This is a genomic window from Vreelandella alkaliphila (assembly GCF_016107625.1).
Classification (GTDB): Bacteria; Pseudomonadota; Gammaproteobacteria; order Pseudomonadales; family Halomonadaceae; genus Vreelandella; species Vreelandella alkaliphila.
On the sequence record NZ_JABASV010000003.1, the window covers coordinates 254598 to 271422 of the forward strand.

General features: G+C 53.2%; 18 protein-coding genes. 14 read left to right on the top strand and 4 right to left on the bottom strand.

Annotated features, from left to right (window positions below; all coding sequences use genetic code 11):
- The first annotated feature begins 15 nt into the window (after nucleotides 1-15).
- Entirely contained in the window at nucleotides 16-1023 is a 1008-nt protein-coding gene (locus tag JFC11_RS06355) for a zinc-dependent alcohol dehydrogenase family protein (RefSeq protein WP_198349004.1), read from the top strand.
- A 92-nt stretch (nucleotides 1024-1115) separates the two neighbouring features.
- Here JFC11_RS06355 and JFC11_RS06360 read toward each other — a convergent pair whose 3' ends face one another.
- Complete coding sequence (locus tag JFC11_RS06360) at nucleotides 1116-1382, bottom strand: hypothetical protein (protein WP_038477356.1); 267 nt, start codon at nucleotides 1380-1382, stop codon at nucleotides 1116-1118.
- 139 nt (nucleotides 1383-1521) lie between these two features.
- Here JFC11_RS06360 and JFC11_RS06365 point away from each other — a divergent pair, with 139 nt between their 5' ends.
- A complete protein-coding gene (locus JFC11_RS06365; protein WP_198349005.1) occupies nucleotides 1522-2736 on the top strand; it encodes a hypothetical protein in 1215 nt (404 codons plus the stop codon).
- A gap of 8 nt (nucleotides 2737-2744) precedes the next feature.
- Nucleotides 2745-3572 carry a mechanosensitive ion channel family protein gene (locus JFC11_RS06370; protein ID WP_198349006.1) on the top strand — a complete coding sequence of 276 codons (828 nt, stop codon included), beginning with the start codon at nucleotides 2745-2747 and terminating at the stop codon, nucleotides 3570-3572.
- Nucleotides 3573-3641: 69 nt separating this feature from the next.
- Here the strand turns inward: JFC11_RS06370 and JFC11_RS06375 are convergent, their stop codons facing one another.
- Complete coding sequence (locus JFC11_RS06375) at nucleotides 3642-4373, bottom strand: YebC/PmpR family DNA-binding transcriptional regulator (RefSeq protein ID WP_038477348.1); 732 nt, start codon at nucleotides 4371-4373, stop codon at nucleotides 3642-3644.
- A gap of 188 nt (nucleotides 4374-4561) precedes the next feature.
- On the opposite strand from JFC11_RS06375, the gene JFC11_RS06380 reads away from it, so the two are divergent.
- Together JFC11_RS06380 and JFC11_RS06385 are read left to right on the top strand one after the other, a co-directional pair.
- Nucleotides 4562-5179, top strand: coding sequence for a LysE family translocator (locus JFC11_RS06380; protein WP_051626348.1), 618 nt, complete (start codon nucleotides 4562-4564; stop codon nucleotides 5177-5179).
- Nucleotides 5180-5256: 77 nt separating this feature from the next.
- Entirely contained in the window at nucleotides 5257-5742 is a 486-nt protein-coding gene (locus JFC11_RS06385) for a glutathione peroxidase (protein WP_038477345.1), read from the top strand.
- A gap of 16 nt (nucleotides 5743-5758) precedes the next feature.
- Here the strand turns inward: JFC11_RS06385 and JFC11_RS06390 are convergent, their stop codons facing one another.
- The gene (locus JFC11_RS06390; protein WP_038477342.1) at nucleotides 5759-6142 is read right to left on the bottom strand and encodes a DUF7079 family protein; all 384 of its coding nucleotides are present in this window, start codon (nucleotides 6140-6142) and stop codon (nucleotides 5759-5761) included.
- Between the two features lie 158 nt (nucleotides 6143-6300).
- On the opposite strand from JFC11_RS06390, the gene fabV reads away from it, so the two are divergent.
- From fabV to JFC11_RS06435, 9 genes are all read left to right on the top strand, one after another.
- Entirely contained in the window at nucleotides 6301-7506 is a 1206-nt protein-coding gene (fabV, locus tag JFC11_RS06395) for an enoyl-ACP reductase FabV (protein WP_038477340.1), read from the top strand.
- A gap of 69 nt (nucleotides 7507-7575) precedes the next feature.
- Nucleotides 7576-7791: a hypothetical protein gene (locus JFC11_RS06400; protein ID WP_198349007.1), complete on the top strand. Its 216-nt coding sequence runs from the start codon at nucleotides 7576-7578 to the stop codon at nucleotides 7789-7791.
- A 178-nt stretch (nucleotides 7792-7969) separates the two neighbouring features.
- The gene (locus tag JFC11_RS06405; RefSeq protein ID WP_174412707.1) at nucleotides 7970-8944 is read left to right on the top strand and encodes a GlxA family transcriptional regulator; all 975 of its coding nucleotides are present in this window, start codon (nucleotides 7970-7972) and stop codon (nucleotides 8942-8944) included.
- A gap of 100 nt (nucleotides 8945-9044) precedes the next feature.
- Nucleotides 9045-10259 carry an aspartate aminotransferase family protein gene (locus JFC11_RS06410; RefSeq protein ID WP_095603918.1) on the top strand — a complete coding sequence of 405 codons (1215 nt, stop codon included), beginning with the start codon at nucleotides 9045-9047 and terminating at the stop codon, nucleotides 10257-10259.
- Between the two features lie 35 nt (nucleotides 10260-10294).
- Complete coding sequence (locus JFC11_RS06415; RefSeq protein WP_198349008.1) at nucleotides 10295-11359, top strand: arginine N-succinyltransferase; 1065 nt, start codon at nucleotides 10295-10297, stop codon at nucleotides 11357-11359.
- Nucleotides 11359-12390: an arginine N-succinyltransferase gene (astA, locus tag JFC11_RS06420; protein WP_038477330.1), complete on the top strand. Its 1032-nt coding sequence runs from the start codon at nucleotides 11359-11361 to the stop codon at nucleotides 12388-12390. Before JFC11_RS06415 ends, astA begins: the two co-directional genes overlap by 1 nt.
- A gap of 145 nt (nucleotides 12391-12535) precedes the next feature.
- Nucleotides 12536-14011: a succinylglutamate-semialdehyde dehydrogenase gene (gene astD, locus JFC11_RS06425; protein ID WP_198349009.1), complete on the top strand. Its 1476-nt coding sequence runs from the start codon at nucleotides 12536-12538 to the stop codon at nucleotides 14009-14011.
- Nucleotides 14008-15390: an N-succinylarginine dihydrolase gene (gene astB, locus JFC11_RS06430; protein WP_198349010.1), complete on the top strand. Its 1383-nt coding sequence runs from the start codon at nucleotides 14008-14010 to the stop codon at nucleotides 15388-15390. Before astD ends, astB begins: the two co-directional genes overlap by 4 nt.
- 205 nt (nucleotides 15391-15595) lie before the next feature.
- Nucleotides 15596-16090, top strand: coding sequence for a 2-thiouracil desulfurase family protein (locus JFC11_RS06435; protein WP_231657554.1), 495 nt, complete (start codon nucleotides 15596-15598; stop codon nucleotides 16088-16090).
- Nucleotides 16091-16146: 56 nt separating this feature from the next.
- Here the strand turns inward: JFC11_RS06435 and JFC11_RS06440 are convergent, their stop codons facing one another.
- Nucleotides 16147-16785: an NAD(P)-dependent oxidoreductase gene (locus JFC11_RS06440; protein ID WP_038477319.1), complete on the bottom strand. Its 639-nt coding sequence runs from the start codon at nucleotides 16783-16785 to the stop codon at nucleotides 16147-16149.
- Between the last annotated feature and the right edge of the window lie 40 nt (nucleotides 16786-16825).

A 16825-nucleotide genomic window follows, 5' to 3' on the forward strand; every position in this document is an offset into this window, starting at 1 on the left:
CAATAGGAGGTAGTGATGCAAGCCATTCAGCTTCGAGAGCCCGGCGGTTTAGCTAAACTGGACGTGGTTGAACTAACGGCGCCAGGTGAGCCTGGTCCCGGTGAAATTAAAGTACGGCTGCGCGCCAGCTCACTTAACTTTCATGACTATGCCGTGGTGGTGGGGATGATTCCCACCGCAGATGGCCGTATTCCCATGTCGGATGGTGCCGGTGTGGTCGAAGCGGTTGGGGAAGGCGTTAGCGAGTTCGCAGTCGGTGATGCAGTTGTGTCGACGTTTTTCCCTGATTGGCTGGAAGGGACCGCGCGAGTAGGCGACTTCACCACCACGCCAGGGGATGGCATTGATGGCTATGCTCGCGAGCAAGTAGTGGCCGCCGCTACCTCGTTCACCCATCAGCCGCAAGGTTATAGTCATGCGGAGTCTGCGACGCTAACGACCGCAGGCTTGACCGCTTGGCGGGCATTAGTCGTTGATGGTGGGTTAAAAGCAGGAGACACCGTGCTGGTGTTGGGCACTGGGGGTGTTTCCATTTTTGCGCTACAGTTTGCCAAGATGATGGGCGCGCGGGTAATTGCTACATCGTCTTCTAATGAAAAACTGACCCGCCTGCGCGAACTGGGCGCTGAACACACCATTAACTATAAAGAAACGCCTGACTGGGGCAAGGCCGTTAAGGCGTTAACGAATGGTGAAGGCGTCGATCATGTTGTTGAAGTAGGTGGCCCTGGCACACTGCCGCAATCGATTGATGCGGTGAAAGTTGGTGGGCATATCGCGCTGATTGGTGTGCTAACCGGTCGGGAAGGTGAAATACCAACCGCCAAGCTGATGGCTAAGCAAGCTAAGCTGCAAGGTCTTATTGTGGGTAGTCGTCGTCATCAAATCGAGATGATTCGTGCTATCGAAGCGGCTAATTTGAAGCCGATTATTGACCGTGAGTTTGCACTGAGCGACATTGCCGATGCCTTCCGGCACCAGGAGTCCGGGAAACACTTCGGCAAGATTTGTCTGACTTTCTAGCTAGGCGGCGCTTATCACTTGATTTAGTTAACTTTTTTAGTTTTGGAATGTTACCATTGCACGCCCACTGAGTAGTGGGTGTGCAAAAAAGGTCACGTTTCTAAGCGGCTATACACGACGCCTTTGACTTCAAGTTCCCAAATATCATCATAAGGAACGGTTACTCCGTCGATATCGCCTGGGTCACCCGTGCTGTTTTTGATCTGCGTTTCAGGAATGACCTTTAACCCCGTGAAGCCTACGTGTTGAATACGTGCGCTAAATCGATTTCCCTCGTGGTCGATCAGCACCCGCTCGCCTGCAATGCACTTTGAAAGCTTCTCATGCAGTTCTGCCATAGTGACGTTCACTACGCTCATTGTCGCCTCCTGCGCTTTGCTCTCATATTAGTTAGCTACTGTATAACGACTTTATTCTAGTCGATAAGTTCGGCTAACCCCTCAATGACAATATGAGGCATGCTAACCTTAATCCACTTATTTATGTTCGAGGCGGCATATGACGCAGCGCTCAACGAAGACTGCTTTTTCGCCATGGGAAATGGTGGCACTTGAGTCGTTTCAAACACCAGAGCAGACCCAAGCCAGCCAGTGGCGGCGTAGTTGGCGAGCAGCAACTACATGGATAGTAGGTAGAGAAGCCTCGGAACGCCAAGCAAAAGAAGAGAGTGAGCTGCGTAAGTTATCTGAAGTCGCACTTTCGCACTGGGTGCCCGCTATTGATTGGACGTCGGCGGCTCGTGCTCTCAGCCAAGTAACGGAAGGGTATGTTGATGCGCCAGTCGTGCTGTTTATTTCACCACCTCATGGTGGTCACGAAGCTGTCGTTAGCCATTGGGCGCAGCAGCAGGGCGTTAATTGCATATCTGCACCCACCCTCAACGAGCTCACAGAGGGTTGCCTAGAGTGGGTCGAGCGCTGTGGTTCCCAACATAAGTGGGTAATCCCCGCCTTAGAGCGGCATTTTTTACGCCATACCCAAGGACTGCAAGGCGTCCGTGAATTGTTAGAGCGGGCGTTAAGCGGTCGTTTGGGGCAGGGCGTGATTGGTTGTGATAGCTGGACGTATGCCTATCTGCAGCATGCGGTGGGTTTGGAAGGCGTACCTGTGGTTACCCTGCAAGCGCTAGAAGGCGAGCAACTGGCACACTATTTTGCTCAGTTGGCGGATGATGGTGGCGTCCGCCCGACGGTGTATAGCTCCCGTACGGGACAGCCGATTCTTACTGGCGTTAGTAAAGATAGCGCTGGCGGTGAGCGCTCCTATAAAGAGTTGCAACGCCTAGCAGCCCATTGTCGAGGGCATTTAGGTATTGCTTGGCACTACTGGCGAGAGCGACTGCGCGAACCGGCGGGAAATGGGGATAGTGGCCGTTCACAAGAGCAGTCTCAAGGGCAGCCAAAAGAGCCGTCAAAAGAGTCTTCAAAAGAGCTGTGGCTATTGGATGCATTGGCGGAAGCGGAACTAGCGTCAGATACGGGGGATGTGGCAACACTGTTGCTGCATACACTGCTCATTCATGGGGGACTAGAGGATCAAGCGTTAGGGTATGTGCTGCCATTCTCAAGTCATGAAGCGCTAAACGCACGGTTAGCACTTGCTCGCCAGGGAATTCTCCGTTGCCATCAAGGGCGTTGGCAAGTCGCCCCATTAAGCTACGCAAGCGTGCGGCAACTGCTGGAATCGCGAAACTATCTAGTTGACCCGCTTTAGGAGCTTATATGGACGATCAAGAGCAGTACGCCAAGCTGTTTAATGATATTGATAGTCAAGCGCTGATTACCTTAGGAGTCATTCTAGCGAGTACGGTGCTATTGATTATTGTCAGCCAGCGAGGATTGAACTGGTTAGCCAATCGCTTGCATGGCCAAGTACGTTTTAGAGTATTTGCGCTGGTGCCACTCACCCGGTTATTGATTTTAATTACCGCACTGGCTGTGGCTGTACCTATCGTTATTGAGCCTTCATTGCGCAATATGGTAACGCTGCTGGGGGCCATTGGCCTAGCGATTGGCTTTGCCCTAAAAGATTACGTAAGTAGCTTGATTGCCGGAGTAGTATCTGCCGTTGAATTGCCCTATCGGCCAGGGGATTGGATCAACATTGAAGGGACTTACGGCGAAGTAAAGCACGTTGGTATGCGCACAGTAGAAATAGTAACGCCCGACGATGATTTGGTGGCGGTGCCTCATCTTAAACTTTGGGATTCCGCTATTTATAACGCTAACAATGGCGACGTTAGTCTTCAGTGCGTGGCAAGTTTTTATCTTCACCCGGAGCACGAAGCTGGCTGGGTGCGTAAAGCGTTACGAGACGTCGCGTTAACCAGTGCTTACCTTAAGTTTGATAAGCCGATTATTGTCGTAGCGGAGGAGAAACCTTGGGGCACGCATTACCGTATTCGCGCTTATCCGGTGGATCCTCGGCAGCAGTTTTTATTTATCACCGATTTGACCGTGCGCGGTAAACAAGTGCTAAGCGCAGCGGGCGTTACTCCGGCGTTGTTACCGCCTGATGCAGCCTTGGACTCACAGGGCGCCGCTAGTTAATGACAGGCGACCTGTGGTCGCCGACGATATAGGTGCCGACGACCACAAGGGGGCTAACCGAATGACGGTTTAAGCAGTTGCTTCCGGTAGTTCGGCACTGTGGAAGACATTCTGAACATCGTCCAGCTCTTCGAGCATGCCCAGCAGTTTCTCAAACATCACCACGTCATCGCCGTCGATGGGCGTGGGGGTTTGTGGTAAGAATTGGATTTCGTCTACTTCGAAATCAATTTCACCGAAAGCATCCAACAGCGCTTGTTTGGCTTTAGCGTAATCGGTATGCGGCGCAAACACCGTGATACGTTCCTCTTCCTGCTCAATGTCGGTAACGTCGACATCGGCTTCCATGAGTGCTTCAAGCACAGCTTCTTCATCACTGCCCGCAAACGAAAAAATCGCGCAGTGATCAAACATGTGACTAACGCTACCGGGAGTGCCAATTTTGCTTTTCGTTTTGGTAAAGCAGCCGCGCACATCACCAAAGGTGCGGTTGGGGTTGTCGGTCAAACAGTCGACGATCACCATCACGTTACCGGGACCAAAGCCTTCATAGCGCGCTGGTGAAAAGTCTTCGCCGCCTGCGCCGCTCGCTTTATCCAAAGCTTTATCGATAACGTGAGACGGCACCTGATCTTTCTTAGCACGCTCCATTAAACCGCGTAGCGCAAGGTTACCGTTTGGATCTGTGCCGCCTGCTTTAGCGCAGACGTAAATTTCACGTCCATACTTGCTGTAAACCTTGGTTTTCGCAGCGGCCGTTTTGGCCATGGATTCCTTACGGTTTTGAAACGCCCTACCCATATTGAAGTCCTTTATTAGCCATGAACCGCCTGCATAGCAGGCGTCATCGTTTTCAAAAAGGGGAAAATTTTACCCAACAGCGTACCATGCTAACAGCGTTATTTAAGGGGATGGATTTATTCGCTAAACGCTTGTGCGACTGTCGTATACTCAGCCAACCTACATTGTTGTCTTTCAAGGAGAGAAAAATGCCGTTGTCACTCTGGCTATCGCTGGCCGCTATCTGTGCCATGGGGGCGATGTCACCAGGACCTAGCCTGGCACTGGTACTGCGCCATACGTTAGGAGGTGGTCGCTTACCCGGCATGACGGCTGCGATCTTTCATGCGCTGGGCGTTGGGTTCTATGCGTTGCTCACCGTATGGGGCTTAGGTGCGCTTATTGTGCGCCATCCAGATTTATTTCAACTAGTGACATGGTGTGGGGCGGCCTATTTAGCCTGGCTTGGAATAAAAGCACTACGGGCGGGCAGAGGTGGAGCGCTATCCCCCGATGCCGCAGTGACGACGCCACGCCAAGCTGCCAAGGAAGGGGTGCTGGTGGCGCTGGGTAATCCCAAGTTGATCATTTTTTTTGTGGCGCTATTAAGTCAGTTCGTGACGCCTGAAATGAGTGTCCTTGCCAAGGCAATTATCGTCGCAACTGCGATTATTATTGATGGGGGCTGGTATGTTTTAGTAGCAGTAGGGCTTTCACACTCTCGTGTATTGCCTTGGCTCCAGCGCCATGCCCACTGGATCAATCGAATCACTGGGGTGCTACTTATTGCACTGGCGCTGCGCGTTGTCGCAGGGCCGATTAGTTGATAAGCCGCACTGGTGTAACTGCCAATGCCGTGGCATGGTAAAGCCTATGCTGGTGGAGTCATTTAGGGGGCCTTGCGATGATGATTTATGAGCAGGATTGTTATACCCATCAAGGCAAGCCATTTAACTTGCGGGCGCTGCGCGGGCAAGTGTTGTTGGTCGTTAATGTGGCCAGTAAGTGTGGCTTTACCCCGCAGTTAAAAGAGCTGGAAAGTTTGTACCAGCGCTACCGAGACCGTGGTTTTACGGTGCTTGGCTTCCCCTGTAACCAGTTTGGTAAGCAGTCGCCGGAGAGTGCAGAGGCTTTCTGTATCTTCGGCGAACAGCAGTTTGGCGTCAGCTTTCCACTAATGGAAAAAGTGTCAGTGAATGGCCCAAACGCCCACCCACTGTTTGTGGTGCTTAAACAACAAGCACCGGGCGTGTTAGGCACCAAAGCGATCAAGTGGAATTTTACCAAGTTCTTGGTGGGACGCGATGGCAGGGTGATCGCGCGGTTTGCTCCCAACGATCATGGTCTGTCACTGCGGCTTGCGCTGGAAGCCGCCCTTGATAAAGAGTAAAGAGCAAGCTAAACGGTTAGAGCTCGCCACGGGTAACCATTAGTCGCTGCATTAACTCTACCCAGCGATGACGAACCATCATCGTGGTTAATCCAGAAAACAGCGCCCAACTTTTGCGCCGCCAGCCTTTCAGGCGCAAGTTGTGGCTTACCAACTGCTTCATCAGCGCATAGTCATCGAATTTTCGCCATTCACTGGCAATAGACAGCTGGTGCCTCGCCATCACTGGAGCAAGCTCCAAGCGGAACATCCACTCTAGCTCTTTCAGCGACATATCATGCTGTTCGATCATCTCAATCATATGGGCGTAGTCACGCTCGCTCGGCTCACGGTCCAGCCATAGCGGCGCAAGAGCAAGCCATAGGTCGCCGCGTTCATCGACTAGCTGCTGTGCGTTCATCAGGGTCTCGTCGGCAAGGAGTTGTCTGGTCGCTATCCTGCCGTGAATGGCGAAGAAGCTCAAGAGCGGACAGGGCGCGTCTAGACCGCTAGAATACCCCCACACGGTAATGGCACTGCCATGCTGATAGCGACATCAATCTGATAAAGGGGTCCAATGTGATCATTAAACCAAAAGTGCGTGGCTTTATCTGCACCACCACTCATCCTAAAGGCTGCGAGCAAAACGTTCTGGAACAGATCGAAGCGACCCGTGCGCGTGGTTTAGATAGAAGCCAAGGCCCAAAAAAGGTATTGGTGATTGGTGCTTCTAGCGGCTACGGCTTGGCAGCGCGTATCACGGCTGCCTTTGGTTATGGCGCTGATACCCTAGGCGTCTTCTTTGAAAAGCCTAGTAGTGAGAAAAAAACCGGCACTGCTGGTTGGTACAACAGTGCCGCATTTGACAAGTTTGCCAAGCAAGAAGGTCTGTACAGTAAATCAATCAATGGTGATGCGTTCTCTAACGAAGCGCGTGAAAAAGCCATCGAGTTGATCAAACAGGACATGGGTGAAGTTGACCTGGTGGTGTACTCCCTAGCTTCACCAGTGCGCAAGTTGCCAGATACTGGGGAAGTAAAGCGCTCGAGCCTGAAGCCGATTGGTGAAACGTATCGCGCTACCGCGATTGATACGAATAAAGACGCCATCATCGAGGCAGAAGTCGAGCCTGCCACTCAGCAAGAGATCGACGATACCATCACAGTAATGGGCGGTGAGGACTGGGAGCTATGGATGAGCGCCCTGGACGACGCGGGTGTGCTGGCGAAAGGCGCGCGTAGCGTAGCGTTTAGCTATATCGGTACTGAAATTACCTGGCCGATTTACTGGCACGGTGCGTTGGGTAAAGCGAAAGAAGATCTTGATCGCGCCGCGGCTGCGATTGATGCCAAGCTGAAAGAGACAGGCGGTGGTGCCAATGTTGCCGTACTTAAGTCGGTCGTTACCCAGGCGAGTGCCGCGATTCCAGTCATGCCGCTGTATATCGCCATGGTCTACCGCATCATGAAAGAGCAGGGCCTGCATGAAGGTACGATTGACCAATTAAACCGTTTGTTTGGTGAGCGTCTCTATTCTGGTCAGCATGACGATATGGCTACTGACGACCAAGGCCGCCTACGTCTTGATGACTGGGAGCTGCGTGACGACGTACAAAAAGCCTGCCAGGACCTATGGCCAGCCGTCACGACAGAGAACCTATTCGAAATTACCGACTATGCTGGATATAAGCACGAATTTTTGAAGCTGTTTGGCTTCGAGCGTGATGACGTAGATTACGACGCAGATGTGAACCCTGATGTTCACTTTGATGTCGTTACACTATAGCGCTAAGCGTGACGAGGAGAGTTAATCGCCGCGCTGTTGATCATCTAACCGGAAAGCGAGAGGTGTTGTATGGATACCAAGGAAAGCAAAACCCGGGAAGAAGAGATAGAGCACGTAATGAATGAACGTCTGCCTGAGGACTATGAAACATCTCAGCCGCAACGGCAGCCAGAAGCGAAAAAGTCCCCTAACGGGCTACATAAGGTGCTTCCTTTAGTCATTATCGTGATGGGCATTATCGTTGCGGGCATTATCATCCTGGGGCTTGGCAATAGCGGCGGTTAACCAAGACACATACTCCTTCTGTTGCCGGGCCTAGTGCCCGGCAATTTTGTATTTATGCCTCCTATTTTAGTTTTAAGAGCCATAGCGCTGCCTTCACTTGCGCAATTGGGTAAGATGGCTTTTTCTCTAGCAATTTATCTAAGTTGGCGGCGATTTCTATGCAGCAAAGCAACTTGTTATGTCCTCAAGTACGTTGATGTCATCCGCCAGTGAACGTCGGCGGGTGGCCTTTGTGTTGCTGCCTGGTTTTTCGCTGTTGGCCCATGCGAGCGCTATCGAGCCGCTGCAGATGGCCAATCAGCTAAGCGGGCAGATGCTTTACCACACCGTTACGTTAAGCTTAACCGATGAGCCTGTGCGCAGTGGCGCACAACTTTCCTTACTCGCTCAACATGTCTTAGGCGCGCCGCTTGGTCCGCTTGATATGCTGTTGGTATGTGCCCCTACACCACTACCCTATGCACTGCCCGCCAAGCTAAATGAGTGGCTGCGCAGTCATCAGGGCAGAGGTGTGGCTATTGGTGGCCTTGCGGGAGGCACGGAAGTGCTTGCCCGTTGCGGGCTATTAGAAGGCTACCGCGCCACATTGCCCTGGCAGCGCTTCGATGCGTTTGCACAGGCTTATCCTCAGGTCACGCTTTCTCAGCAACTGTTTGAAATTGACCGCGATCGGATAACCTGTGCCGGTGGCACTGCGGCAATGGATATGATGCTAACGCTGATTGGCAAGCATCACGGCCAGCGCCTTGCCGAGCAGGTTTCAGAGCAGTTCGTTTGTGATCGCATTCGCTTAGCCGATGAACGCCAGCATGTACCACTGCGTAATCGCCTTGGCCATGCGCCACAAAGCCTGGTAGATGCCGTCACGTTGATGGAAGCTAATATTGAAGAGCCGCTTTCTACGCTAGAGCTGGCCGAGCATTTGGGTATTTCTCGACGCCAGCTAGAGCGACTGTTCAAAAAGTATCTGCAGGCAGTACCTAGCCGCTATTACCTGGATTTGCGCCTACAAGATGCGCGTAAACAATTAAGAGAGAGTGATCGGCCGGTAGGTGATATCGCGCTGATGACCGGATTCTCTTCTGGTGCGCACTTTTCTACTGCCTATCGTAATCACTTTGGCATTACACCGCGGGAAGAACGGCTTGGATAAGCGCGGCTTTTCATAATTTACCGTCCCAATACTGAAAGCACGGCGTCTATTGCCCCCCGTATACTGAATCAATCCTTTACTCCACCGGAGGTATCGTCCCATGAGCTACACCCCAAGCCGTCAGGATTTCGATAACTACATGGCGCCAAACTACTCGCCACAACAGATTATTCCAGTGCGTGGCAAAGGCAGCCGCTTGTGGGATCAGCAGGGGCGTGAATATATCGACTTTGCTGGTGGTATTGCAGTGAACTCGCTTGGCCACTGTCACCCGGTGCTAGTGAATGCGCTTAAAGAGCAGGGCGAAAAGCTTTGGCACCTGTCTAACGTATTTACCAACGAGCCAGCACTGGCGCTTGCCAAAACACTCACTGAGCGTACTTTTGCCGATAAAGTGTTCTTGTGCTCATCCGGTGGCGAAGCTAACGAAGCGGCGCTGAAGCTAGCTCGCCGTTGGGCGGTAGACCACCATGGCGAGCAGAAAGATAAAATTATCTCGTTTTATCAGTCTTTCCATGGCCGCACTTTCTTCACCGTGAGTGTGGGTGGTCAACCCAAGTATTCTCAAGGCTTTGGCCCAGTGCCAGGCGGCATTCTGCATGCCAACTTCAATGACCTGGAAAGCGTACGCAAGCTAGTGGGCGACGATACCTGTGCCATTATGGTTGAGCCGATGCAGGGCGAAGGCGGCATTGTTCCCGCGACCCAAGAGTTCCTTCAGGGCCTGCGTGATCTGTGTGACGAACACAACGCGCTGCTGATTTTTGACGAAGTACAAACGGGCGTTGGCCGCAGCGGTGAACTTTACGCCTACAAAAATTTCGGTATCACTCCGGATATTCTCACCAGTGCCAAGTCATTGGGCGGCGGCTTCCCGATTGGTGCCACCTTAACCACGGATGCGATTGCGAAATCTCTGGCAATTGGCACTCATGGCTCTACCTATGGTGGCAATGCGTTGGCATCTGCGGTTGCTCTGGCAGCTGTGGAATTCATTGATACTCCTGAAGTACTTAACGGCGTTAAGCACCGTCACGACCTGTTCCGCGAGCATTTAGAAACCATCAACCGCAAATATGGCGTATTTAAAGAAATTCGCGGCATGGGAATGCTGATGGGCGCACAAATGTCGGATGCCTTCGAAGGCCGCGCTAAAGACATTCTGCCGCTGGCTATTGAAGAGGGCGTGATGGCCCTGATTGCAGGTCCCAACGTACTGCGTATGGCGCCATCTTTAGTCATTCCGGAAGAAGATATCGCTGAGGGTATGGCGCGTTTAGAGCGTGCTATTGAGCGGCTAGTTGCCAGCGCATGAGTAGGCAAGAAGCCACACAAGAGGGGGCGTTAAGGATGCTGGTAATTCGACCGGTAACAATGGCTGATCTTCCAGCCCTGGAGCAGTTGGCTGAGCACGCGGTGCCGCGGCTCACCAACCTGCCCGCCAACCGTGATCGGCTTGAGGAGCGCATCGTGCGCTCCCAGGAAGCCTTTAATAGTGAAATAGAGTTCCCTGGTAACGAGCACTACATGTTCGTACTGGCGGATGATGACCGCGAGGAAGTGCTAGGCACAGCAACTATCCGTGCCCAAGCCGGTGCAGCAGAAGCCTATTACACTTACCGGCAGGAAACGCTGATTCATGCTTCTCAACAGCTGAATGTGCGCCGGGAAGTGCAAACTTTGGCGCTTTCTCATGAAGCCTCTGATGCCACACTGCTCTGCGCGCTATCGCTTAATCCGCGCTACAAAGGCACCAGTGCAGAAAGTCTGTTACGCCGTGCGCGACTAATGTTCATTGCTCAATACCCCGAGCGTTTTTCACGCATTCTGGCGGTCGCCTTTCCGGGCTATCTAGATGGCAAAAACGAATCGCCTTTTTGGGAAAGCGTCGGTCGCCACTTTTTTGCCCGCAGCTTCCAAGAAATGAATCACATTGCGGGCGTTCGCTCGAAAAGCTTTATTGCTGAAGTGATGCCGCAATTTCCGCTTTATCTACCGTTGCTAACGCCTCAGGCACGCGCTGCCATTGGCCGAGAGCATCCTGCCCATGAAGATGCACTAGCAGAAATGCTGGCAGAAGGCTTTGTGCGCTCTCGCCATGTCGATATTTTCGACGCAGGGCCGATTGTAAAAGCCGAGCGTGAGCGATTGGAAACCTTCCGTCGTGCTGCCTGGCATCCTGTCAGGGTACGCCCTGAACACGCACTGCCCGATGCAGAGCCAGCGATGATTGCCAACCAAACCTTAGGTGATTTCCGCTGTATTGTGGCGCGTTATGCGCTTTCGCCTACTGGGCAATTAATGCTTTCACCACAGCACGCTAAACGGTTAGGTGTTGAAGAGGGGCGCGCGGTGCTGGTAGCGCCGTTAAGCCTGCCAGGCGCGGTAGATGCGCTTGATGAAGGAGAAATGTAATGCGCATTCGACCCATTGCCCGAGACGATTTGGATGGGCTCCAGGCGCTTGCGCAACAGGCAGGCGTTGGCTTTACCTCACTGCCGGATAACCGTGAGTTTTTGGCTGGAAAAATTGAAGCCGCTGCCCGTGCCTTTGAAGAGCGCACGCCAGCCGATGATCGACTCTATTTCTTTGTACTGGAAGATGAACAGAGCGGAGAATTAGCGGGCTGCTGTGCTATTGAAGGCCAGGTAGGTCGTGAAGTGCCGTTTTATAATTACCGGTTAGGTACATTGGCGCACTCCTCGGTGCAGTTAGACTTACACCGTACAATCGACACGCTATTTTTAAGCTCTGATCATACCGGCGATGCGGAAGTATGCTCGCTGTTCTTACGCCCTGAATATCGCGGCGAAGCAAATAAGCACCTACGTAATGGCGCGCTGCTTTCCAAAGCTCGCTGGCTGTTTATTGCTCAGTTTCGTGACCGTTTTCCGCAAAAAGTGCTGGCGGAAATGCGCGGTGTGTTTGATGAGAATAACACCAGCCCCTTTTGGGAAAGCCTGGGTAAACACTTTTTTCCCATGGACTTTAGTGAGGCTGATCGGTTAACCGGACTAGGCCAGAAAAGCTTTATCGGTGAGCTGATGCCTAAGTTCCCGATCTACACCACCTTTATGTCTGAAGAGGCACGTGCCTGTATTGGCCAAGTGCACCGCCATACTCGGCCAGCCCTTGAAATGCTTAAGAAAGAGGGACTGCGCTGGGAAGGCTATATCGATATTTTCGATGGTGGCCCCACGGTGGAAGCCTATATTGACGACGTGCGAGCGATTCGCAATTCGCAGCTCTGCCAAGTGGAAGTTTCTCAAAACGCTCCCGACGAAAGCGTGAGCCGCTGGCTGGCAGCCTCTACTGAGATGCTTAACTTCACCGCCAGTTGGATAGGCCGCGGACCCAGCGAGGAAAACACCATCGTGCTTAACCCGCAAGAAGCGGACCGCCTGGGCGTGACGACGGGTGACCACGTACGCTTATTGGAAACCTAGTTTTTCAAGAACCGTTTTTCAAGAACCGTTTTTCAAAAATAGCCTTTCAAGAACAGCTTTTTGAGAACAGTTTTTAAACAGTCTTTCAGAATAAATATACATAACAAGCTCGCACAACAAGCACGCATATGGGAAGGAGATAAACATGCACGCCCAACAGCAGCAACTGATTAACGGCGCCTGGGTAACGGGCGATGCCGATACCTTCACAAAGCACGACCCGGTTTCAGGAACACTGCTTTGGCAAGGTGCTTCGGCCTCAAGCGCACAGGTTGGCGCCGCTATTGATGCCGCGCGTGTGGCTTTTCCTGAATGGGCGCGCACTACGTTTGCTGAGCGCCAAGCACTTGTTGAGCGTTTTGTTGATGTACTTACCGCCCGTCGTGAAGAGTTAGCGGTAGCGATTGCCTCTGAGACCGGCAAGCCGCTTTGGGAAGCACGCACTGAAGCTGGCGCGATGGTCGGAAAGGTGGCGTTGTCTATCAAGGCTTATCATGAGCGCACTGGTGAGCGGGAAAAAGAAGTGGGTAGTGCGAAAGCCGTACTGCGCCATCGCCCCCATGGTGTCATGGTGGTCTTTGGCCCCTACAACTTCCCCGGCCACCTGCCCAATGGCCATATGGTACCCGCGTTGCTCGCCGGTAATACCGTGGTGTTTAAGCCTAGCGACCAAACCCCGCTGACCGCCGATTTAACCCTGCAGTGCTGGGTGGAAGCGGGGCTGCCTGCAGGGGTGATTAACTTAGTGCAGGGTGGTGTCGCTGTAGGCCAAGCTTTGGCAGCGCACCCCGGCATTGACGGCCTGCTGTTTACGGGTAGCGCTAAAGTGGGTGGCATGTTGCAGCAGCAGTTCGCTGGGCAGTTGGATAAAATTCTGGCGCTGGAATTGGGCGGCAACAACCCGCTGGTGGTGAAGGATGTCGACGACGAGCGTGCTGCTGTACTGACTATTCTGCAGTCGGCGTTTTTATCCGGTGGCCAGCGCTGCACCTGCGCCCGCCGTTTGATGGTGCCGCAAGGGGAGGTTGGCGATCGCCTGATCGACGCGCTTTCCGACGCTATCGCCAAGCTACACGTGGCAGGGCAATTTGAAGAAGCGCCGGCGGCGCCGTTCTATGGCGGCTTGGTCAGCGTGGCGGCTGCCGATGGCTTGCTTAAGGCGCAAGACGAGCTGGAAGCCCTGGGCGGTACGGTAATTAACCGGATGCAGCGCCTTAAAGAGAACACCAGCCTGTTAAGCCCGGCGCTGATTGATGTCACAGGGTTGGACGTGCCCGATGAAGAGCATTTCGGCCCACTGCTGAAAATCCATCGTTACAGCGATTGGGATGAAGCGTTAGCCCTTGCCAACGATACACGCTACGGCTTGTCTGCAGGACTCATCGGTGGTGATAAAGCTGACTGGGACGACTTCCTGCTGCGCATTCGTGCGGGCATCGTGAACTGGAACCGCCAAACCACTGGGGCTTCTGGCGACGCTCCCTTTGGTGGCGTAGGTGACAGCGGTAACCACCGCCCCAGCGCTTACTATGCGGCGGACTACTGCGCTTATCCAGTGGCGTCGATGGAGGCCGATAGCTTGGAAATGCCGGAAACGCTACCGCCAGGAGTCAACCTATGAGCGACGTGGTGAATAGCAACGCGGTTAATAACAGTGTCAGAGAAGTCAATTTTGACGGCTTGGTAGGGCCCACCCACAACTACTCAGGGCTGGCTCATGGCAACGTGGCGTCGATGAGTCATGGTGGCCTGGTGTCCAACCCTAAAGAGGGCGCACTGCAAGGGCTTCTGAAAATGAAGTCACTGATGGATGCTGGCTACGCTCAGGGCGTATTACCCCCTCAACAGCGCCCTGATGTGGGCGCATTACGGGATTTAGGCTTCAGCGGTAGCAATAGCGACGTGCTGAACCGTGCCGCCAAAGAGGCACCCCAACTGCTGAGGGCGGTCTGCTCAGCTTCCAGTATGTGGACGGCCAACGCAGGCACCGTTACCCCGAGTGTTGATGCGCCTGACCGCCGAGTGCATTTTACGCCGGCTAACCTGCAGTCCAGTTTTCATCGCTACCTCGAGCCGCAAACCACCGGCCGTGTGCTGCAGGCTATTTTCCATGATGAGCAGCACTTTGCTCATCACCCGGTACTGCCAGCAACGCCTGCTTTTTCTGATGAAGGCGCGGCCAATCACACCCGGCTATGCGGGGAACATGGCGAACCAGGCGTTCACCTTTTTGTGTATGGTCGTCAAGCATTTGGTGACGTGCGTAGCGGCGAACGTGAGCCAAAACGCTTCCCTGCTCGGCAAACCCTGGAAGCCAGTCAAGCAGTGGCCCGCCAGCATGGGCTAACGGATGCACAAACGGTGTTTGCTCAGCAGCATCCGGATGCTATCGATGCGGGTGTCTTCCACAACGATGTCATTGCCGTGGGTAATGGCCCCGTATTGCTCTATCACGAAATGGCCTTTTTGGATGAAGCGCGCACCTTAGATGAGCTGCGTAGCAAAATGTCCACACCACTGATTCCTGTGCGGGTGTCGCTAGATGCGGTGAGTATGGAAGATGCGGTAGCGTCGTACCTGTTTAACTCCCAGCTCCTTTCCAATCCGGATGGCACCATGACGCTGGTCGTGCCCAGCGAATGCCAAGAGCGTGACGCGGTTTGGCGCACGATCCAGGACTTTATTCTGGCGGGCAATAATCCGATTAGTGATGTGGTCGTTAAAGATGTTAAACAGAGCATGCGCAACGGCGGTGGCCCCGCTTGCTTGCGCCTGCGGGTTGCCCTATCCGAAGCCGAACGGGCAGCGTTGACCGGCCGCGTATTAATGAATGATGCGCTGTACGGTGATCTGACTGCTTGGGTCAACCGTCACTACCGTGATCGCCTTGCGGCAGATGATCTAGCCGACCCTAAGCTCGCTACAGAAGTGCTCACGGCGTTAGATGAGCTGACGCAATTGCTAAAAGTGGGATCAGTTTACCCGTTTCAGTTGGGGTAAGAAGTACACCCAGCAAAAACGCCAAGGCACAGCCTTGGCGTTAATCGTATATGACTGCAACGGATTGGCTTCAAATATTTGGTAGTGCGTGGTAAACCTACGGCGCACCCGCAATGTTCGCGGCTCAGGGGGAGTGGTCAGGAGGGGAGTGTTAGTATTCGCTAAGTGCTCTAACGACTAACCACCAAAACTAGAGATCGATATTTTGAAAAAAGTATTAATGAGTGCCTGCCTCTTAGGGAAAAAGGTTCGCTATGATGGTGGAGCTCTTCCCGTGGCTGACCAGATTATTGAGCAGTGGCATTCTGAAAGGCGAATCGTTTCTGTCTGCCCTGAGGTTGAGGCGGGGATGAGTATTCCCAGACAGCCTGCAGAGATTTTTGAAGGCAGTGGTCAAAGCGTAATAAATGGCGAAGCCGATGTGATTGAAAAAGAGGGAGCCAATGTCACTGCCGAGTTTTTGGCGGGGGCTTCCGTTGCTCTAGATTTATGCCTTAAATTTAATATAAACGTCGCGGTACTCGCTGAATCTAGCCCATCATGCGGAAGTTCCGCTATCTATGATGGCAGTTTTTCCGGTAAAAAAGTGCCAGGCATGGGAGTAACCGCCGCACTGCTCCGCCAGCATGGTATACGGGTGTTTAATCAGTATGAAATAGCGGAAGCCAATCAAGCGCTTCTCGCTAAACATGATGATTAAAGCGTCGAGAGCTAACCAGAGGCTCCCTAGCACTCGGTGTACCGCGTCTTATCGGCTTAATATCCTACGGTAAATGCCTGTTGAATATGTGTTGGCGTTTCTGCTTCATCAAGCATCGCCACTGCAAAATCCTCCATTGAAATACGCGATTCCCCGTTCTTATCCATGACAAGAGTGTCCGAGCCAAGACGAAAGGTGCCTGTCCGTTTTCCAGGGACGAGCATGGCGGCAGGAGAGAAGTAGGTCCATGCTGTGCGAGTTTCGGCAAGGCACCGTTGATACTGTGCTTGGCAAGCCTTGGCAATTTCTAGTGCCGTTGCCGGTAAAAAGTCGGGGGCGGTTAACACCGTTTCTCCGTTGCGTCCGGGAATTAGCAATCGAGCGGCTCCGCCCACTAATAGCACACGTTGTTCGGCGAGGGCGCTGTTGAGAACCACATCCGTGAGTGTCACCAGCAGCGCTTCCTGCCCCTCTGGTGGGCGAACAGCGCTGATCAATAAATCCTGGCCTTCGACCACCTGCGCTAGCTGGCGCGGGTCTGATATATCGGCAACACAGCAGTTTGCCTCAGCAGGCAGCTTATGACGCTGACTTTCAGCTCTTACTACGCCTGTGACGTGATGTCCCCGCGCTAACGCCTCACTCATCATGCGTGTTCCGACGTCGCCTGCGGCACCGAGTATAGCGATTTTCATGATAGTTATTCCTTGGTTTAGTGGGTCTTGATTGAGTAGA